Origin of the sequence: Streptomyces sp. NPDC046939 (genome assembly GCF_040644575.1) — a bacterium.
Taxonomy (GTDB): Bacteria; Actinomycetota; Actinomycetes; order Streptomycetales; family Streptomycetaceae; genus Streptomyces.
Genome location: NZ_JBEYWV010000021.1, coordinates 1 through 19,448, shown reverse-complemented (window position 1 = coordinate 19,448; position 19,448 = coordinate 1). Strand labels below are relative to the sequence as shown.

Below are 19,448 nucleotides of genomic sequence, written 5' to 3'. Positions count from 1 at the left end.
CCCGCGGCTCAGAGCAGAGCCGCGCGCGGACCGTCCGGCTGCTCCAGACGCCGCTCCAGGATCGCCCGGGCGATCTCCGACGACTCGTCATCGGCCAGACGACGGAAGCCGTCCTCCGAGATCACCGTCACGATCGGGAAGATCCGCCGCGCCATGTCGGGACCACCCGTCGCCGAGTCGTCGTCAGCCGCGTCGTACAGGGCCTGCACGACCAGCGTCGTCGCCTGCTCCTCCGTCAGATCGTCGCGGTAGAGCTTCTTCATCGCCCCACGCGCGAAGACCGAACCCGAACCGGTCGCGGCGTAGCCGTGCTCCTCGCTGCGCCCGCCCGTCACGTCGTACGAGAAGATGCGGCCCTTCTCGCGGTCCACGTCGTACCCGGCGAACAGCGGCACCACGGCCAAGCCCTGCATCGCCATGCCGAGGTTCGACCGGATCATCGTGGACAGCCGGTTCGCCTTGCCCTCCAGGGACAGCTGGGCGCCCTCGACCTTCTCGAAGTGCTCCAGCTCCAACTGGAAGAGCTTCACCATCTCCACGGCCAGACCGGCGGTGCCGGCGATGCCGACGGCCGAGTACTCGTCCGCCGGGAAGACCTTCTCGATGTCGCGCTGCGCGATCACATTGCCCATCGTGGCGCGGCGGTCACCGGCGAGGACGACGCCTCCCGGGAACGTCACGGCGACGATGGTCGTGCCGTGCGGGGCCTCGATGACGCCCTGCGTCGGCGGCAACTGCCGGTTGCCCGGCAGAATCTCCGGCTGGTGCTCGGCCAGGAAGTCCATGAAGGACGACGATCCGGGCGTCAGGAAGGCAGCCGGTAGACGCCCGGTGCTACGAGGGTTGGCTTCCACGCGTTTCCTTCCAGGTATGCGGCGGCTCGACGAAGGGTGTCGGGCCGGTCCTTGAACTGCCCCAGGGCTGCGTTGCAGCTGAAGCACAATACGCCACGGACCCTACCCCTCTCGTGGCAGTGATCCACATGTTCGGCCGGAGCAGAAAGGCAGATACAGCAGACGCCTCTCTGCTCCTGGCGCAACGCTTCCAACTGGTCCGGCCCGAGGCCGTACTTGCGCTTGAAGTAGCCGATCCGGTTCCGCTCCGCCCGGCAGGCCCGGCGTAGACCTTCGCCCGCACCTTCTTGCGCTTGGCCTCCTGGCGCTGCCGGGTTGACCTTCGATTCGAAGGAATCGAGGCTCTACTCCCCACCCTTTTGAACGAAGGACCTCACGAAGTCCTCGGCGTTCTCTTCGAGCACATCATCGATCTCGTCCAGGACCGAGTCGACGTCGTCGCTCAGCTTCTCCTGGCGCTCCTTGAGGTCGTCGGTCGCCTGGGCGTCCTCGACCTGCTCGTCGACCTCCTCGGAGGTACGGTTCGCCTTCTGCTGTCCGCCGCCGGTGTCCTTGGTCGCCATATCCAGCTCACCCCGCTCGGTTCGACATACACGTCGTATGTGTCGTACGTGTCGTACAGGCTGTTCGTGATCAGAACCCTACAAGTCGGCTCCGACATCGGCCCCGCGGTTGACGCAACGTCTTGGCGCAACGCGCGGGACCCACCTCTGTGATTCCCCTGCCGCGGTCGTTTCAGCCGCGGATCAGCCGCCGGAGAGCACGCGGACCAGATCTTCGGCCGTCCGGCACCGGTCGAGCAGCTCCTTCACGTGGTTCCGCGTTCCGCGAAGGGGTTCGAGCGTCGGAACCCGTTGCAGTGAGTCACGGCCGGGGAGGTCGAAGATGACCGAGTCCCAGGAGGCGGCGGCGACGTCGTCCGCGTACTGCTCCAGGCAGCGCCCGCGGAAGTACGCGCGGGTGTCCTCGGGCGGCGACGTACGGGCCTTCTCGACCTCGTCCTCGGTCAGGAGCCGCTTCATCTTGCCCCGGGCCGCCAGCCGGTTGTACAGGCCCTTCTCGGCCCGTACGTCGGCGTACTGGAGGTCGACGAGGTGGAGGCGGGCTGCGTCCCAGTCGAGGTCGTCGCGGCGCCGGTAGCCCTCCATGAGCTCGCGCTTGGCGACCCAGTCCAGCTCGCCGGAGAGGCTCATGGGGTCGCTCTCCAGGCGGCCGAGCACGTCCTCCCAGCGGCTGAGGACGTCCTTGGTCTGGTCGTCCGCGTCGGAGCCGAAGCGCTCCTCGACGTACTTCCTGGACAGCTCGTAGTACTCCATCTGGAGCTGTACGGCGGTGAGGGTGCGGCCGCTGCGGAGCGTGATGAGGTGCTGGAGGGACGGGTCGTGGGAGACCTGGTGGAGGGTGCGGACGGGCTGGTCCACGGCCAGGTCGACGGCGATGAAGCCGTCCTCGATCATGGAGAGTACCAGGGCCGTCGTGCCGAGCTTGAGGTAGGTCGAGATCTCGGAGAGGTTCGCGTCGCCGATGATCACGTGGAGGCGGCGGTACTTCTCCGCGTCCGAGTGCGGCTCGTCCCGGGTGTTGATGATGGGGCGCTTGAGGGTGGTCTCCAGGCCGACCTCGACCTCGAAGTAGTCGGCGCGCTGGCTGAGCTGGAAGCCGTGCTCGTGCCCGTCCTGGCCGAGGCCGACGCGGCCCGCTCCGGTGACGACCTGGCGGGAGACGAAGAACGGGGTCAGGTGGCGCACGATGTCCGAGAACGGGGTCTCCCGCTTCATCAGGTAGTTCTCGTGCGTGCCGTAGCTGGCGCCCTTGTTGTCGGTGTTGTTCTTGTACAGGTGGATCGGCTGCGCGCCGGGCAGCTGGGCCGCGCGGTCGGCCGCCTCCGCCATGATCCGCTCGCCGGCCTTGTCCCACAGGACGGCGTCGCGCGGGTTGGTGATCTCCGGGGAGCTGTACTCGGGGTGTGCGTGGTCGACGTAGAGGCGCGCGCCGTTGGTGAGGATGACGTTGGCCAGGCCGATGTCCTCGTCGGTGAGCTGGCTGGAGTCGGCGGCCTCGCGGGCGAGGTCGAAGCCCCGGGCGTCGCGCAGCGGGTTCTCCTCCTCGAAGTCCCAGCGGGCGCGGCGGGCCCGGTGCATCGCCGCCGCGTACGCGTTGACGATCTGGGACGAGGTGAGCATGGCATTGGCATTGGGGTGGCCGGGGACGGAGATTCCGTACTCCGTCTCGATGCCCATTACTCGCCGTACGGTCATGCGGCCCTCCTTGCCCGGCGGCGCCCTCGGTCGGGGGCGGCGCTCAAGTACCGCTGGTTCTCCGATGCGCGTGCGGTGCCCGTCCCCGCACGGCGCGACTCGGCGGTATGGAAGAGCCTAGAACGCCTCTGCGCTGGTGGGGAGATCATTTGCGTCATTGCTTCGCTCCGACGTGAAGCGGCTGGCCGCGTGGTAGTTGCCCGGAAAAACAGTGGGCTGCGGGTGCCCGGTCGGGACACCCGCAGCCACCCTGTCTTTTACAGGTACTGCCCGGTGTTCGCCACCGTGTCGATGGAACGTCCGGTGTCGGCGCCCTGCTTTCCGGTCACGAGGGTGCGGATGTAGACGATCCGCTCGCCCTTCTTTCCGGAGATTCGGGCCCAGTCGTCGGGGTTCGTGGTGTTGGGAAGGTCCTCGTTCTCCTTGAACTCGTCGATGCAGGCCTGGAGGAGATGGGAGACCCTGAGGCCCTTCTGGTTCTGTTCGAGGAAGGCCTTGATGGCCATCTTCTTGGCGCGGCCGACGATGTTCTCGATCATTGCGCCGGAGTTGAAGTCCTTGAAGTAGAGGACTTCCTTGTCGCCATTGGCGTACGTGACTTCCAGGAAGCGGTTCTCCTCGGATTCCGCGTACATGTGTTCCACGGCGGTCTGGATCATGTTGTGCACCGTGGCGGCGCGGTCGCTGCCGTTCTCGCTGAGGTCGTCGGCGTGGAGCGGCAGGCGCTGGGTGAGGTACTTGCCGAAGATGTCCTTGGCCGCCTCGGCGTCCGGACGCTCGATCTTGATCTTCACATCGAGCCGGCCGGGGCGCAGGATGGCCGGGTCGATCATGTCCTCACGGTTGGAGGCGCCGATCACGACCACGTTCTGCAGGCCCTCGACGCCGTCGATCTCGGCGAGGAGCTGCGGGACGATGGTGTTCTCGACGTCGGAGCTGACGCCGGAGCCGCGGGTGCGGAAGAGGGACTCCATCTCGTCGAAGAAGACGATGACGGGGGTGCCCTCGCTGGCCTTCTCGCGGGCGCGCTGGAAGACGAGGCGGATCTGCCGCTCGGTCTCGCCGACGTACTTGTTGAGAAGTTCGGGACCCTTGATGTTGAGGAAGAAGCTCTTGCCCTGGCCCTGTCCGGTCACTTCGGCGACCTTCTTGGCGAGGGAGTTGGCGACCGCCTTGGCGATCAGGGTCTTTCCGCATCCGGGGGGCCCGTACAGCAGGACGCCCTTGGGCGGCCGCAGTTCGTGCTCCCGGTACAGGTCCGGGTAGAGGTAGGGCAGCTCGACCGCGTCGCGGATCAGTTCGATCTGGTTGCCCAGGCCGCCGATCTGGTCGTAGCCGATGTCCGGGACCTCTTCGAGGACCAGTTCCTCCACTTCGCTCTTGGGCACGACCTCGTAGACGTAGCCGGAGCGGGGTTCGAGGAGCAGGGCGTCGCCGGGCCTGATGACGACGTCCAGGAGCGGTTCGGCGAGCCGGACCACCCTTTCCTCGTCGGTGTGGCCGGTGACCAGGGCGCGCTCGCCGTCCTCGAGGATCTCCTTGAGGGTGACGATGTCGCCGACGCTCTCGAACTCCATGGCCTCGACCACGTTGAGCGCCTCGTTGAGCATGACTTCCTGGCCGCGCCGGAGCTCTTCGAGCTCGACGCTGGGGCTCACGTTCACCCGGAGCTTGCGGCCGCCGGTGAAGATGTCGGCGGTGCCGTCCTCATTGGCCGCGAGGAAGACTCCGAAGCCGGCCGGCGGTTGTGCGAGCCGGTCGACCTCCTCCTTGAGGGCCACGATCTGGTCGCGGGCCTCGCGGAGCGTGTTCGCGAGCCGTTCGTTCTGTGCGGATACGCCGGCCAGGTTGGTCTGCAGCTCGACGATCCGCTCTTCGAGAATCCTCGTATGGCGCGGAGAGTCGGCGAGCTTGCGCCGCAGGACGGCGATTTCCTGCTCGAGATAGGCAATCTGCCCGGCGGGGTCGTCGGACCCTCGTCCCGGGCGGATGCCGCGGTTGATGTCGTCGTCGTGGGCTGCCACGGTCCTCACCTCCTCCAAGGGGAGCTGGACGCTTCCAGACCCTACCTGGGTGGGTGTTGATTGAAACCCCTAGATCACAAAGACGGTCGGGGTGTGTCTGATCTTCACCCTTGCGCTCTCCCTCACGCCAGTGGGATACCCACCCAACAACATCGGAAAGCGGGCGGTTGTAGGGTCGAAGTGTTCAACACCCGTCAGGCCTGGCCCGACTTGCTCCTGCGAAGTCGGTTCGCCGGGTCTGCGACGCAGGAAACGGCAGGAGACATGACCGTACGGCAAGAGGCCGGATCCGGCACCGGGAGCGATGTTCCGCTGGAGGTGTGGATCGACCAGGACCTGTGTACCGGGGACGGGATCTGCGCCCAGTACGCGCCGGAGGTCTTCGAGCTGGACATCGACGGTCTCGCATATGTGAAGAGTGCGGACGACGAGTTGTTGCAGGACGCCGGCGCCTCAACGCCCGTGCCGCTTCCGCTTCTCACGGACGTGGTGGCGTCGGCGAAGGAGTGTCCGGGCGACTGCATCCACGTGCGCCGCGTTTCGGACAGGGTCGAGGTGTACGGGCCCGACGCCGAGTGATGCCGAGTGTGACGGTCGTCACATGACTCAGGAAGGGCCCCGCCGGTGCGGGGCCCTTTTCCGCGCCGGGCGCGGAGGCCGGTTCAGACGCTGCTCGCCCTGGCGGGCGTGGAGCGGACGAACGCCCCGTTCCGCCACTGCCATTGGGCGCGGTCGTGGACGTCGGGGCGGTAGCGCGGGACGTCGTCGGAGGAGTAGCCGTCGAGGGTGGCGGTGACGGCGCCGTCGCGTACGGCGAGGTCGCTGACCGAGAACTGGTCCTTCGGGTCGACGAGGGTGGCGACGACGCGTGCCTTGGCGCCCGCGGGCTGGGTGAGGACATAGACCCCGTTCGGCGGGGTACCGGAGCCCGCGTCGCAGCGGACGACGGCTACGGTCTCGGGCCGGCCGTCGCCGTCGAGGTCGCCGGAGGCCTTGTCCTGCACGAGGACCTTGACGGGCCCGCAGTTGAGCGGGAAGCGGACCGCGGCCGGGTCCGGCGCGGCGGCGGCGTGGGCGGTGGTGCCCGGCGTCCGGTCCTCGGGCTGGGCCGCGGTGGCGGAGCCCGGCTGGAGGAAGCCGGAGGCGGCGACGACCGCGGCGAGGGCCGCGGCGGTGGCCAGCCAGTGGATGGGCCGGGTGGTGGTGTGTGCCAGTTCCGGGACGGCGGGTTGCTGCACGAGGAAGTGTCTCCTGTGAGGGCTGTGCCGGTGGGAGTGGCCAGCATCGTGCCATACGTCACAGTCGGGGGGAACGGCGGGGTGGGGTGTTTGTCGCACGCGGGCTGTCGCGCACGGCTTGGGGCGTTCGTTCGCCTTCACAACGCGGCGGCGCCGCCGCGGAGTTCCCGTACGGGGCGGGGAACTCCGCGGCGGCGCCGACGCGTTGTGGTGGTGTCGCTCTTCGTGATCAGCGGCCTCGGTTGCCGCCGTCGGCGTTCGGGCCGTCGTAGTCCTCGCCGTAGGCGCCCTTGGCGGGGCGGCGGCGGCGCATGGGCGGCTCGACGCCGTCCGCGAGGCGGCGGGCGGTGAGCAGGAAGCCGGTGTGGCCGATCATCCGGTGGTCGGGGCGGACGGCGAGGCCCTCCACGTGCCAGTTGCGGATCATCGACTCCCACGAGGTGGGCTCGTTGAAGCAGCCGATCTCGCGGATGGACTCGACGGTGCGGGCGAGCTGCGTCGTCGTGGCGACGTAGCAGCACAGGATGCCGCCCGGGACGAGCGCCTTCTTGACGACGTCCAGGCACTCCCAGGGGGCGAGCATGTCGAGGATGACGCGGTCGACGTCGCCGTCGGTCAGGTTGTCCTGGAGGTCGCCGACGGTCAGCTGCCAGGCCGGGTGCGGGCCGCCGAAGTAGCGCTCGACGTTCTGCCGGGCGATGTCGGCGAAGTCCTCGCGGCGCTCGTAGGAGTGCAGCATGCCCTGGTCGCCGATGGCGCGCAGCAGGAAGCTGCTGAGCGAGCCGGAGCCGACCCCCGCCTCGACGACGCGGGCGCCGGGGAAGATGTCGGCGAAGGCCAGGATCTGCCCCGCGTCCTTGGGGTAGACCACGGCGGCGCCGCGGGGCATGGACAGGACGTAGTCGGGGAGCAGGGGGCGCAGCGCGAGGTAGGCCACGTTTCCGGTGGTGCGGACAACGCTGCCCTCGGGAGCGCCGATCAGCTCGTCGTGCGGGAAGGAACCCTTGTGGGTGTGGAAGTTCTTCCCGTCCTCGAGCGTGAACGTGTAGTGGCGGCCCTTGGGGTCGGTGAGCTGTACCTGGTCCCCGACCTTGAAGGGCCCGCGTCGGCGGGCGGCACCGGTCGGTTCGGACATGTGACCAGCGTACCGGGCGTGGGGGCGGGCGCCGACCACGCGCGCGTGGTGGGCGTCACGAGGGGCGGGCCATGGCTTTGACGAATGCGCGTTCGACGTCGGCGGCGGAGAGGACGCCGTAGATCGCGCCGTTGTCCTCCACGACGAGGTACTCCGTGGCCGGGGTCGCGCGCAGGGTGTCGAGGAGGTCCTCCCCCGCGAGCTCGGCGGAGACGCGCATGCCGTCGGTCAGGTCCTGGGCGAGGCCGCTGACGGCGACCCAGGGGCGGCGGTGCTCGGGGACGCCGACGATGGCGGCCTCGCGGACCAGGGAGCGGGGCTCGCCGTCCGGGTCGACGACGACGAGGGCGCGGGCCCCCGACTCGTTGGCGCGGCGCAGGGCCTCGGCCAGGGAGGTCGCGGGCTCGACGGGGACCGCGCGGCGGGTCAGGGTGCGGGCGCGCAGCTCCGGGAGGTGTTCGCGCAGGCGGGCCATGCGGAGGCTGTTCCCGGCGCCGGTCCAGATGATCGCGGCGAGGATGGCGGCGAGCAGGGCGTCGGTGACGGTGTCCATGCCGCCGACGTCCTCCGGGTTCCCGCCGAGGGCGCCGGTCTGGGTCAGCAGGGGCAGGCCGATGAGGACCGTGATCGCGAGGGCGCGGCCCACCCAGGCGGCGGCGATCGTGCCGGTCATGGGCTTGCCGGTGATCTTCCAGACGACGGCGCGGAGCATGCGGCCGCCGTCCAGGGGGAGGCCCGGCAGGAGGTTGAACGCGGCGACGATCAGGTTGGAGACCATCAGGCCCGCGAGCAGCACGCCCGGGACGGTGCCGGGTTCCACGGCCGTCATGCCGAGGTAGAAGACGCCGGCGAGGACGAGGGAGAGCAGGGGGCCGACGAACGCGAGCACGAACTCGCGGCCCGGCGTCTCCGACTCCTTCTCGATCTCGCTGACCCCGCCGAAGAACTGCAACTGGATCCGGCGGACCGGGAGCTTGAAGCGCAGGGCGGCGATGGTGTGGGCCAGCTCGTGCACGAGTACGGAGGCGTAGAACGCGACCGCGAAGAACAGGGAGACCAGGTAGCGGGCGGCCCCCAGCTCGGGCAGCACCCGGTCGAGCTGCCCACCGAACACCCAGGTGATCAGCGCGGCGACGAGGAACCAGCTCGGCGCGACATAGACAGGCACTCCGAAGGGCCGCCCCATGAGAATCCCGCCCCGCGGATTGGCGGGCGGCTGGGCGGGCCCCTTCCGCTTCCCGGAGGTGGCGGCGGCACGGTCGGGGTGGGTGTCGTGGGGGTGCGGTGCGGGGTGCTCGGGCTGCCCGCCGGTGGGGTGGGCCGGGTCACCGGGATTGGGCTGGGTCGGGCCGGCGGGGGCGCCGGGCTGGTGCTCGCCGTGAGCGGGGCGGTCGCCACCCGGGCCCGCGTCCGGCTGGGGTGGTGCCGGGCGATCTTGCGGGGTGCCTACGGGAGGCACGGCCGCGCCCGTGGTACCCGGAGCGGCCGCACCGCTCCCGGACGGGTCCCCGGAACCGGGCGGAGGCGTCCCCGGGCGGTCCTCCGAGCCAGGCGGAGGCGTCCCCGGGCGGTCCTCCGCATCCGGCCGGGGCGGCGCCGGGCGGTCCCCCGACGCGTCTGCGGAAGAAGCCGCCGCACCCAGGGCGCCGGATCCAGGCTCGGCGCTCGCGGACCGCGCCTGCGGGCCCGTCCGGGCCGCCCTCGGGCGGTCCCCCGTGTTTGCTGCCGGAGGCGCTGCCTCGGCGACCGGGCCGGGCTGCGGCTCACCGCTCCCGGAGCCATCCCGCGCATCGGATTGGGGCGGCGTCGGATAGCTCCCCGAGGGGTCGGCGGGAGGTACCTCCGCACCGACGCCGGGCCCGGACTCGCCGCTTGCGGAGGGGTCCCCCGCGCTCGGCCGGGCCGTCGCCGGGCGGTCCCCCGTTGGGGGCGGCGTGTTGGGCCCCGGGTGGCCGGGGTGGGGGGGACGGGGCTGCGAGGGACGGGGGGTGTCCTTCGCAGGGCGTGTCGTGTCGCCGGTGTTGGACTGCGGCTGCCCGCTCTCGTCCACGGTGATCCCTCGGTCCCCTCGTTCGAGCGTTTCCCGCCGGGCGGGACGTTCTGGCGTCGATGGTATGCGGACGGTGCCCGGTGGCCCCCGTCGACTCCCCCGGGGCCACGCTACGCAAGACGCCGGGGGACGCGCAGGTGCCTGAGTGTCAGTGGCGGGCCGTATCGTCGTGGGACATGGAGACAGGTACGGATTCGGGCCGTGGAGAGGGTGTCGCCGTCGCGCCGGCGTCGCTCTCGCCGTCGCGCGCGAGCGATTTCATGCAGTGCCCGTTGTTGTACCGGTTCCGCGTGATCGACAAGCTGCCGGAGAAGCCGAGCGAGGCGGCGACGCGGGGGACGCTGGTCCACGCTGTTCTGGAGAGACTGTTCGACGCGCCCGCCGGGGAGCGGACCGCGCCGCGCGCCAAGGCGCTGATCCCGGGCCAGTGGGACCGGCTGCGCGAGGCGCGCCCGGAGCTGGGCGAGCTGTTCGCCGACGACGCCGAGGGCGAGCGGATGGCGCGGTGGCTCGGGGATGCCGAGCGGCTGGTCGAGCGGTGGTTCACGCTGGAGGATCCGACGCGGCTCGAACCCGCCGAGCGGGAGCTGTTCGTCGAGGCCGAGCTGGAGTCGGGGCTGCGGCTGCGCGGCATCATCGACCGGGTGGACGTGGCGCCGACGGGCGAGGTGCGCATCGTCGACTACAAGACGGGCAAGGCGCCGCGGCCCGAGTACGCCGAGGGCGCGCTGTTCCAGATGAAGTTCTACGCGCTCGTGGTGTGGCGGCTGAAGGGCGTCGTGCCGCGCCGTTTGCAGCTCGTGTATCTCGGGAGCGGTGACGTGCTGACGTACGACCCCGTGATCGCCGATCTGGAGCGGGTGGAGCGCAAGCTGCACGCGCTGTGGGACGCCATCAGGGAGGCCACGGAGACCGGCGAGTGGCGGACGCGGCAGACGAAGCTGTGCGGCTGGTGCGACCACCAGGCGTTCTGCCCGGAGTTCGGGGGAACCCCGCCGCCGTATCCGCTCCCGATCAGGGTGGCCGAGTCGCGGGAGAGCTAGCAGGGCAGAATGGGCCGCACGAGCGAAGGAGAGTTCCCGTGGCCATCCGCGTCCTACTGGTCGACGACCAGCCGCTGCTGCGCACCGGCTTCCGCATGATTCTGGAGGCCGAGCAGGACATCGCGGTCGTCGGCGAGGCCGGAGACGGCCTGCAAGCTCTCGATCAGGTGCGGGCGTTGCAGCCCGATGTAGTGCTCATGGACATCCGGATGCCACGGATGGACGGTGTGGAGGCGACGCGGCAGATCACCGGGCCCGGCAAGGACGGCCCGGCGAAGGTGCTCGTCCTGACGACGTTCGACCTCGACGAGTACGTGGTGGAAGCGTTGAAGGCGGGGGCCAGCGGCTTCCTCCTCAAGGACGCCCCGGCGAACGAGCTGGTGCAGGCGATCCGCGTGGTCGCCGCCGGTGAGGCGATGCTCGCGCCGAGCATCACGCGCCGCCTGCTCGACAAGTACGCGGACCACCTCCCGTCGGGGGACGAGCCGGTGCCGGACACCTTGCACACGCTGACGGAGCGCGAGGTCGAGGTGCTCAAGCTGGTGGCGCGCGGTCTGTCGAACGCGGAGATCGCCGCCGACCTGTTCGTGAGCGAGACGACCGTGAAGACCCATGTCGGGCATGTGCTGACCAAGCTGGGGCTGCGCGACCGCGTGCAGGCGGCGGTGTACGCGTACGAGAGCGGCCTGGTGCGGCCGGGCGCGCAATAGCCCCGCGCACCACACGAACCCCGTAAGGCGAAAGGTCAGGTACGACGAAGAGGCGGCGGTCACCCGGAGGTGGCCGCCGCCTTCGTGTGCGCGGTGGTGCCTACTCGCCGATGCCGCGGCCCAGCTCCCAGAGCTGGAGGACGGCGGAGGAGGACAGGGTGCGCTCCACACCGGTGATGTCGTCACGGGCGGCGACGTACTGCTTGCCCTGCCACAGCGGGAGGGTCGGCACGTCGTCGGCGACGATGTTCTGGATCTGCTGGAGGCTCTTGGAAGCGGTGAGGCGGTCGGCCTCGCGGCGCTCGGCCGGGATCAGCTGGTTGCGGATCGTGCCGTTCGCGTAGGGCGAGCCGAGGGTGTTGTCCTTGTCGAGGAACGGCGCGAGGAAGCTGTCGGCGTCGGGGAAGTCGGGGAACCAGCCCATGCCGTAGACGTCGTACTTGCCGTCGAGTTCGGCGTCGCGGAAGGTGTCCCAGGGGGCGCCCTTGACGTCGACGTCGAAGAGACCGCTGGAGTTGAGCTGGTCCTTGAGGACCTCGAACTCCTTCGCGGTGGCCGAGCCGTAGTGGTCGGTCGTGTAGTGCAGCGTCATCTTGACCGGCGTGGTGATGTTGGCCGCGTTCAGCGTCGCCTTGGCCTTCGCCTTGTCGGGGTCGCCGTACTTGTTGAAGAACGAGTTCTGGTGACCGGTGATGCCGGCGGGCACCAGCGAGTACAGCGGCTCGGCGGTGGTGCCGTAGACCTTGGACACGAGTTCACCGCGGTCGATGACCTGCGCCATGGCCTGGCGGACGGCCTTGCTCCTGGCGCTGCCGCTCGCGGTGTTGAAGCCGATGAAACGGATCTCCATACCGGGCGACTCGACCAGGTTGATGTTCTTGGGCGGGTTCGTCGAGTAGGTGTTGATCTGCTCCGGGGACATGGCGCGCGTCATCACGTCGATGTCGCCCTTCTCCAGCGCCTTGCCCATGGCGTCGGCGCCGTCGAAGGAGACCAGTTCGACCTTGTCGTTCTTCGGCTGCAACTGGCCCTGGTAGTGGGGGTTCTTGGTGAAGACCGTCTTGACGACGGTGTTGTCCTTGACCTCGGCCTGCAGCGTGTACGGACCGGAGCCGTCGACCTCGAAGCCCTTGCGCAGCGCGTTCTTCGCGTAGTCGTCGGGGTTGACGATGCCGGCGGTGGGGGTGGCCAGCTTGTACGGGAAGGTGGCGTCCGGGGTGTTGAGGTGGAAGATCACCTTGCGGGAGCCCTGGGTCTCGACCGTGTCGATGGTGGAGAGCAGGCCGTAGACCATGGAGTCGGCCTTGATGGAGCGGACCCGGTCTATGGAGTACTTCACGTCGGCGGCGGTGATCGGGTCGCCGCTGGCGAACTTGAGGTCCTTGCGCAGGGTGCAGACGTACCGCTCGCTGCCGCTGTCGGTGAAGATGCAGCTCTCGGCGGCGTCGGGGACCGGGTCGCCGCTGCCGCTGCGGGGCATCGCCATGAGCGTCTGCACGGTCTGGCGCAGCACGTTCCAGGAGCCGACGTCGTAGGCGTAGGCGGGGTCGAACGGGGCCGGGACCGTCTTCGACGCCGTGAACCGGTCGGTGGTGCCCACGGAGATGGCGTCACCGCTCTTGCCCCCGCTGTCGGACCCACCGCACGCGGCGAGCACGGGAGCCAGCAGACCGACGACTGCCGGCAGCACCAAGGTCTTGCGGTTCATGCTCGAAGTTCTCCAGAGCTGTCGATCCCGTGGGGCGTGACAGGGGTGGTGTGCGCGGGACACGGGAGGGTTGTGGCGAGGTTCTCGCGACGACATTAACCGGGCCCGCCGCCGGGGCTCGCGGGTGCTTCGCGCAGGCACCCATCACGCTGCGGAATCGGGCGTGGACGCACCGAAAACACGTTAGGGGGAAGGTTTCGCGCAGGGGGCCACCAATCAGGACACAAGGTCCGGCCCGGCGGGGCGCTCCAGGGGCGCGCAGCATGGCGGCGCACGCCTGTCGAGCCCCCGCCGAGTGGGAAAGCTCACATGTTCAACCTGGTGGGCGGGGGCGGCAATTCGGCCACTCGACAGGGTTCAGGGCGTCATCAGGCCATGCAGGAAAGGCAGGTTGACGTGTTCGAGCGAGGGTACGACGGTGCGCCGGTGGGCGGGCTCGATCGGTGCGACGGAGGGGACCGCGACGACGTGGCAGCCCGCGGCCTCGGCGGCGGCGACGCCGGTGGCGGTGTCTTCGACGACGGCGCAGCGGGCGGGTTCGGCGTCGAGGCCGCGCGCGGCGAGGAGGTACGGGTCGGGGTGCGGCTTGGTGCGGCTGACCTCGTCGCCGGCGATGCTGAGACGGAAGTGGTGGGGGCCGAGGGAGTGCAGGACGCGGTCGATGATGCGCCGGTGGGAGGCGGAGACGAGCGCGGTGGGGATCTGGTGGGCGGCCAGTTCCCCGAGGAGTCTCGCGGCGCCGGGCATGAGGGGCAGGGACTGGCTGATGCGGCGTTCGAAGGCGTCGTTGAGCAGGACGGTCACCTCGTCGACGGTGATGTCGGCGCCGGTCGCCTCGATGAGGAAGCCCGCGCTGCGGGTCATGGGGCCGCCGACCACGACCTTCTTCCAGGCGGGGTCGAGGGTGTGGCCGAGCGCCTCGAAGACGGCGGTCTCGGCGTCCCACCAGAATCCCTCGGTGTCGACGAGTGTTCCGTCCATGTCGAGGAGCACGGCCTGCAGCGTGGAGCCTTCGGCCGTTCGGGTACCGAGTGCGGGGACCGTACTGGTCATCCGAGTACACCTCCATGAGGGACGAGAAGGCCGGTCCCCCTCCCTGAGCGGGAGGGCGACCGGCCTGTGCTGGACCGACCAGTGTACGACGGTGCCGGTTTCTACCGCGCGTTGAAGTACTTCGCCTCGGGGTGGTGGATGACGATGGCGTCGGTGGACTGCTCGGGGTGGAGCTGGAACTCCTCGGAGAGGTGGACGCCGATCCGCTCGGGCTGGAGCAGGTCGGCGATCTTGGCGCGGTCCTCCAGGTTGGGGCAGGCGCCGTAGCCGAGGGAGAAGCGGGCGCCGCGGTACTTCAGGGCGAACATGTCCTCCATCTCGGCGGGGTCCTCGCCGGCGAAGCCCAGCTCGGAGCGGACGCGGGCGTGCCAGTACTCGGCGAGGGCCTCCGCCAACTGCACGGACAGGCCGTGGAGTTCGAGGTAGTCGCGGTAGGAGTCGGAGGCGAACAGCTCGGCGGTGGCCTCGCCGATCTTCGAGCCGACGGTGACGACCTGGAGCCCGACCACATCGGTCTCCCCGGACTCCTCCGGGCGGAAGAAGTCGGCGAGGCACAGGCGGCGGCCGCGGCGCTGGCGCGGGAAGGTGAAGCGGGTCCGCTCGTTGCCCTCGTCGTCGAGGATGATCAGGTCGTCGCCCTTGGACACGCAGGGGAAGTAGCCGTAGACGACGGCCGCCTCCAGCATGTTGTCCGTGTGCAGCTTGTCGAGCCAGCCGCGCAGGCGCGGGCGGCCCTCGCTCTCCACCAGCTCCTCGTAGGTGGGTCCGTCACCGGTACGGGCCTGCTTCAGGCCCCACTGGCCCTTGAAGAGGGCGCCTTCGTCGAGCCAGGAGGCGTACTCCTTGAGCTGGATGCCCTTGATGACGCGGGTGCCGGTGAAGGGCGGGGTGGGGACCGGGTTGTCGGTGGCGACGTCGGAGCGGGCGGGGCCCTCGGCGGGCTGCTCCTCGACCGCCACGTCGGTGGCCTTGACGCGGCGCTGGCGCAGCTCGGGCAGGGTGGCGCCGGGGACGCCGCGCTTGACCGCGATGAGGGCGTCCATGAGGCGCAGGCCCTCGAAGGCGTCGCGGGCGTAGCGGACCTCGCCCTCGTAGATCTCGTGCAGGTCCTGCTCGACGTAGGCGCGGGTGAGGGCGGCGCCGCCCAGGATGACCGGGTAGTCGGCGGCCATCTTGCGCTGGTTGAGCTCCTGGAGGTTCTCCTTCATGATCACGGTGGACTTGACCAGGAGTCCGGACATGCCGATGACGTCGGCCCGGTGCTCCTCGGCGGCCTCCAGGATCGCGGAGACGGGCTGCTTGATGCCCAGGTTGACGACGTTGTAGCCGTTGTTGGACAGGATGATGTCGACGAGGTTCTTGCCGATGTCGTGGACGTCGCCGCGCACGGTGGCAAGGACGATGGTGCCCTTGCCCTCGGCGTCGGACTTCTCCATGTGCGGCTCCAGATAGGCCACCGCGTTCTTCATGACCTCGGCGGACTGGAGCACGAACGGGAGCTGCATCTGCCCGGAGCCGAACAGTTCACCGACGACCTTCATGCCGGCGAGCAGCGTGTCGTTGACGATGTCCAGGGCGGGCCGGTCCTGGAGCGCCTCGTCGAGGTCGGCCTCCAGGCCGTTCTTCTCGCCGTCGATGATGCGGCGCTGGAGCCGCTCGTCCAGCGGCAGCGCGGCCAGTTCCTCGGCCTTGCCCGCCTTCAGGGACTTGGCGGTGGCGCCCTCGAACAGCGCCATCAGCTTCTGCAGGGGGTCGTAGCCCTCGGAGCGGCGGTCGTAGATCAGGTCGAGGGCGGCCTGCACCTGCTCCTCGTCGAACCGGGCGATCGGGAGGATCTTCGAGGCGTGCACGATCGCCGAGTCCAGGCCCGCCTTGACGCATTCATCGAGGAAGACGGAGTTCAGGACGATGCGGGCGGCCGGGTTGAGGCCGAAGGAGATGTTGGACAGGCCGAGGGTGGTCTGCACGTCCGGGTGGCGCTTCTTCAGCTCCCGGATCGCCTCGATGGTGGCGATGCCGTCCTTGCGGGACTCCTCCTGACCGGTACAGATCGTGAAGGTCAGGCAGTCGATGAGGATGTCCGACTCACGGATGCCCCAGTTCCCGGTCAGGTCGGCGATCAGGCGTTCGGCGACGGCGACCTTGTGCTCGACGGTGCGGGCCTGGCCCTCCTCGTCGATGGTCAGGGCGATCAGCGCCGCGCCGTGCTCCTGGGCGAGGCGGGTGACCTTCGCGAAGCGGGAGTCGGGGCCGTCGCCGTCCTCGTAGTTGACGGAGTTCAGGACCGCGCGCCCGCCGAGCTTCTCCAGGCCCGCCCGCAGGACGTCGACCTCGGTGGAGTCCAGGACGATCGGCAGGGTCGAGGCGGTGGCGAAACGGCCCGCCAGCTCCTCCATGTCCGCGACACCGTCCCGGCCGACGTAGTCCACGCACAGGTCGAGCATGTGCGCGCCCTCGCGGATCTGCTCGCGGGCCATCTCCACGCAGTCGTCCCAGCGGCCCTCCAGCATCGCCTCGCGGAACTTCTTCGACCCGTTGGCGTTCGTCCGCTCGCCGATCGCCAGGTACGCGGTGTCCTGGCGGAACGGGACGGTCTGGTAGAGGGAGGCGGCGCCCGGCTCGGGGCGCGGCTCGCGCGGGGTGGGCTGGAGACCGCGGACCCGCTCCACGACCTGGCGCAGGTGTTCGGGGGTGGTGCCGCAGCAGCCGCCGACCAGGGAGAGGCCGTACTCGCGGACGAACGTCTCCTGCGCGTCCGCCAGCTCGGCGGCGGTCAGCGGGTAGTGGGCGCCGTCCTTGGTGAGGACGGGCAGGCCCGCGTTGGGCATCGCCGAGACGGGGATGCGGGAGTGGCGGGAGAGGTAGCGCAGGTGCTCGCTCATCTCCGCCGGGCCCGTCGCGCAGTTCAGGCCGATCATGTCGATGCCGAGGGGTTCCAGGGCGGTGAGCGCCGCGCCGATCTCGGAGCCCAGGAGCATGGTGCCGGTCGTCTCGACGGTGACCGAGCAGATCAGGGGCAGGTTCGCGCCGGCGGCGTCCAGGGCGCGGCGGGCGCCGATGAGCGACGCCTTCGTCTGGAGGAGGTCCTGGGTGGTCTCGACGAGGAGGGCGTCGGCGCCACCCGCGATCACCCCTTCGGCGTTGCGCTGGTAGGCGTCGCGCAGGACCGTGTACGGGGCGTGGCCGAGGGTGGGGAGCTTCGTGCCGGGGCCCATGGAGCCGAGGACCCAGCGCTGCTGTCCGGTCCTCTCCGTGAACTCGTCGGCGACCTCGCGGGCGACCCGCGCGCCGGCCTCGGAGAGCTCGTACACCCGGTCCGCGATGTCGTACTCGCCGAGCGCGGCGTAGTTGGCACCGAAGGTGTTGGTCTCGACGCAGTCGACGCCCACCTCGTAGTACGCGGTGTGGACCGAGCGCACGATGTCGGGGCGGGTCACGTTCAGGATCTCGTTGCAGCCCTCGAGCTGCTGGAAGTCCTCAAGGGTGGGGTCCTGGGCCTGCAGCATGGTGCCCATCGCGCCGTCGGCCACCACGACACGGGTGGCGAGGGCTTCGCGGAGGGCGTCCACGCGGGCGCGGGAATCGGTGGCGGGCGTCGGCAACGAGGCCATGAATGTGCTCCCTGAGGTGCGACGGCTGTCGGCTTTGCGGCTCCACTGCTGGAGGCGCACCCGGCCAGGGTAGCCGGGACCGGGGCGTTGGGGGTGGGACGTCCAGGGCGTGGAATGTCGGACGGCGCGAGCGCGCCACACTGTCCGGCGGCGGCTCCTGACAGGGGGCGGGGTGAGGAATAGGCTCACGCCGCATTAGCAGGAGGTCGGCAACGACCGATACTGTTCAGCATTGTCGAACGTTGCCCGGCGACACGGGTCGCACGAGATCCGTAGGGAGGAAGGGACTGCGATGGCACGCAACATCCAGTCGCTCGAACGAGCCGCGGCCATGCTGCGGCTTCTCGCGGGCGGCGAGCGGCGGCTCGGTCTCTCGGACATCGCCTCCGCCGTCGGTCTCGCCAAGGGCACGGCGCACGGCATCCTGCGCACGCTGCAGGCCGAGGGCTTCGTCGAACAGGACACGGCGTCCGGGCGCTATCAGCTCGGCGCCGAACTGCTGCGCCTCGGCAACAGCTACCTCGACGTGCACGAGCTGCGGGCCCGCGCCCTCGTATGGACGGACGACCTGGCCCGCTCCAGCGGCGAGGCGGTCTATCTGGGCGTGCTCCACCAGCAGGGCGTGCTCATCGTGCACCACGTCTTCCGTCCCGACGACAGCCGGCAGGTCCTTGAGGTCGGCGCGATGCAGCCGCTGCACTCCACGGCCCTCGGCAAGGTGCTCTCCGCCTACGACCCGGTGGCGCACAGCGAGGTCATGGAGGCCGAGCGCAAGGACTTCACGGTGCGTACGGTGAGCGACCTGGAGGGGTTCGAGGGCGTGCTCGACCTCACCCGCGCGCGCGGGTACGCCGAGGACGTCGAGGAGACCTGGGAGGGCGTCGCCTCGGTCGCGGCCCCCATCCACGACCGGCACCGGATGCCGGTGGGCGCGGTCGGCATCACGGGCGCCGTCGAACGCGTCTGCAAGGACGACGACCGCACCGCCCTCCGCCCGGAACTGATCGCGGCAGTACGAGACACGGCCCGAGCGGTCTCCAGAGACCTGGGCGCAAGCCGCTTCTGACCGCCCCCGGTCACGCCGCATCCGGCACCCGTGCCCCCGGGCGCACCGCATCCAGCACCCTTGGCCACCAGCCGCTTTCGACCGTCCCCGGGCGTGCGCCCCCGACGCCTTAGGCGCGAGCCGCTCCTGACCGCCCCCGGGCGCACCCCATTCAGCACCGTGGGCGCAAGCCGCTTCTGACCGGCCCTGGACACGCCACACCCAGCACCCTTGACCCTCGGGCGCTCCGCACCCAGTGCCCTTGCTCGGCCACCGGCCGCTTCCGGCCTTCCCCGGGCGTGCGCCCCTCGCGCCTTGGGCGCGAGCCGCTCCTGACCGCCCCCAGGCGCACCCCATTCAGCACCGAGGGCGCAAGCCGCTTCCGACCGGCCCCGGACACGCCACACCCAGCACCCTTGACCCTCGGGCGCTCCGCACCCAGCGCCCTTGCTTGGCCACCGGCCGCTTCCGACCGGCCCCGGGCGTGCGCCTCTAGCACGTTGGGCGCGAGCCGCCCCCGGCGCGCCCCGCCCAGCACCTTGGGCGCGCGCTCCCGACCGCCCCGGGCGCGCCCCATCCAGCACCGCGGGCGAGCCGCCTCTGACCGACCCCGCAGGCAGCGCACCCGGATCCCCAAGCCCGTCGTCGCCGCCGTCACGGGGTACGCGCTCGGCGGCGGTTGTGAGCTGGCGCTGTGCGCCGACTTCCGCATCGCCGCC

Annotated in this window: 14 protein-coding genes and 2 pseudogenes; 5 read left to right on the top strand and 11 right to left on the bottom strand. The window is 70.2% G+C overall.

What is annotated here, in order from left to right; translation table 11 throughout:
* Positions 1 to 8: 8 nt before the first annotated feature.
* The 5 genes and pseudogenes from prcB to arc all read right to left on the bottom strand — a co-directional run bounded on the left by prcB (position 9) and on the right by arc (position 5,136).
* A complete protein-coding gene (gene prcB, locus ABZ877_RS22885) occupies positions 9 to 854 on the bottom strand; it encodes a proteasome subunit beta (RefSeq protein ID WP_361074115.1) in 846 nt (281 codons plus the stop codon).
* Positions 806 to 1,117: pseudogene (locus ABZ877_RS22880) on the bottom strand (endonuclease VII domain-containing protein); the annotation flags it as partial. The gene prcB and the pseudogene ABZ877_RS22880, both read right to left, overlap by 49 nt.
* Positions 1,118 to 1,198: 81 nt before the next feature.
* A complete protein-coding gene (locus ABZ877_RS22875; protein WP_361074113.1) occupies positions 1,199 to 1,417 on the bottom strand; it encodes a ubiquitin-like protein Pup in 219 nt (72 codons plus the stop codon).
* A 183-nt stretch (positions 1,418 to 1,600) separates the two neighbouring features.
* The gene (gene dop / locus ABZ877_RS22870; RefSeq protein WP_361074112.1) at positions 1,601 to 3,112 is read right to left on the bottom strand and encodes a depupylase/deamidase Dop; all 1,512 of its coding nucleotides are present in this window, start codon (positions 3,110 to 3,112) and stop codon (positions 1,601 to 1,603) included.
* Positions 3,113 to 3,369: 257 nt separating this feature from the next.
* Complete coding sequence (gene arc / locus ABZ877_RS22865; protein WP_361074110.1) at positions 3,370 to 5,136, bottom strand: proteasome ATPase; 1,767 nt, start codon at positions 5,134 to 5,136, stop codon at positions 3,370 to 3,372.
* A 264-nt stretch (positions 5,137 to 5,400) separates the two neighbouring features.
* Here arc and ABZ877_RS22860 point away from each other — a divergent pair, with 264 nt between their 5' ends.
* A complete protein-coding gene (locus tag ABZ877_RS22860) occupies positions 5,401 to 5,715 on the top strand; it encodes a ferredoxin (RefSeq protein WP_361074109.1) in 315 nt (104 codons plus the stop codon).
* An 83-nt stretch (positions 5,716 to 5,798) separates the two neighbouring features.
* On the opposite strand, the gene ABZ877_RS22855 is transcribed toward ABZ877_RS22860, so the two are convergent.
* The 3 genes from ABZ877_RS22855 to ABZ877_RS22845 all read right to left on the bottom strand — a co-directional run bounded on the left by ABZ877_RS22855 (position 5,799) and on the right by ABZ877_RS22845 (position 9,151).
* Positions 5,799 to 6,374 (bottom strand): hypothetical protein, encoded by a 576-nt coding sequence (locus ABZ877_RS22855; RefSeq protein ID WP_361074107.1) that lies wholly within the window; start codon positions 6,372 to 6,374, stop codon positions 5,799 to 5,801.
* Positions 6,375 to 6,603: 229 nt separating this feature from the next.
* A complete protein-coding gene (locus tag ABZ877_RS22850) occupies positions 6,604 to 7,509 on the bottom strand; it encodes a tRNA (adenine-N1)-methyltransferase (RefSeq protein ID WP_361074105.1) in 906 nt (301 codons plus the stop codon).
* Positions 7,510 to 7,564: 55 nt separating this feature from the next.
* Positions 7,565 to 9,151, bottom strand: a complete 1,587-nt coding sequence (locus ABZ877_RS22845) for a site-2 protease family protein (protein ID WP_361074359.1) — start codon at positions 9,149 to 9,151, stop codon at positions 7,565 to 7,567.
* 584 nt (positions 9,152 to 9,735) lie between these two features.
* Here ABZ877_RS22845 and ABZ877_RS22840 point away from each other — a divergent pair.
* Both ABZ877_RS22840 and ABZ877_RS22835 read left to right on the top strand, forming a co-directional pair.
* Positions 9,736 to 10,602: a RecB family exonuclease gene (locus tag ABZ877_RS22840; RefSeq protein WP_361074104.1), complete on the top strand. Its 867-nt coding sequence runs from the start codon at positions 9,736 to 9,738 to the stop codon at positions 10,600 to 10,602.
* 38 nt (positions 10,603 to 10,640) lie between these two features.
* Positions 10,641 to 11,312 (top strand): response regulator transcription factor, encoded by a 672-nt coding sequence (locus tag ABZ877_RS22835; RefSeq protein ID WP_361074102.1) that lies wholly within the window; start codon positions 10,641 to 10,643, stop codon positions 11,310 to 11,312.
* A gap of 100 nt (positions 11,313 to 11,412) precedes the next feature.
* Here ABZ877_RS22835 and ABZ877_RS22830 read toward each other — a convergent pair whose 3' ends face one another.
* The 3 genes from ABZ877_RS22830 to metH all read right to left on the bottom strand — a co-directional run bounded on the left by ABZ877_RS22830 (position 11,413) and on the right by metH (position 17,684).
* Complete coding sequence (locus ABZ877_RS22830; protein WP_361074100.1) at positions 11,413 to 13,020, bottom strand: ABC transporter substrate-binding protein; 1,608 nt, start codon at positions 13,018 to 13,020, stop codon at positions 11,413 to 11,415.
* A 357-nt stretch (positions 13,021 to 13,377) separates the two neighbouring features.
* Positions 13,378 to 14,073 (bottom strand): HAD family phosphatase, encoded by a 696-nt coding sequence (locus tag ABZ877_RS22825; protein ID WP_361074099.1) that lies wholly within the window; start codon positions 14,071 to 14,073, stop codon positions 13,378 to 13,380.
* A 101-nt stretch (positions 14,074 to 14,174) separates the two neighbouring features.
* Positions 14,175 to 17,684: a methionine synthase gene (gene metH / locus ABZ877_RS22820; protein ID WP_361074097.1), complete on the bottom strand. Its 3,510-nt coding sequence runs from the start codon at positions 17,682 to 17,684 to the stop codon at positions 14,175 to 14,177.
* 292 nt (positions 17,685 to 17,976) lie between these two features.
* On the opposite strand from metH, the gene ABZ877_RS22815 reads away from it, so the two are divergent.
* A complete protein-coding gene (locus ABZ877_RS22815; protein WP_361074095.1) occupies positions 17,977 to 18,750 on the top strand; it encodes an IclR family transcriptional regulator in 774 nt (257 codons plus the stop codon).
* Between the two features lie 605 nt (positions 18,751 to 19,355).
* Positions 19,356 to 19,448 (top strand): annotated as a pseudogene (locus tag ABZ877_RS22810) (enoyl-CoA hydratase-related protein); the annotation flags it as partial.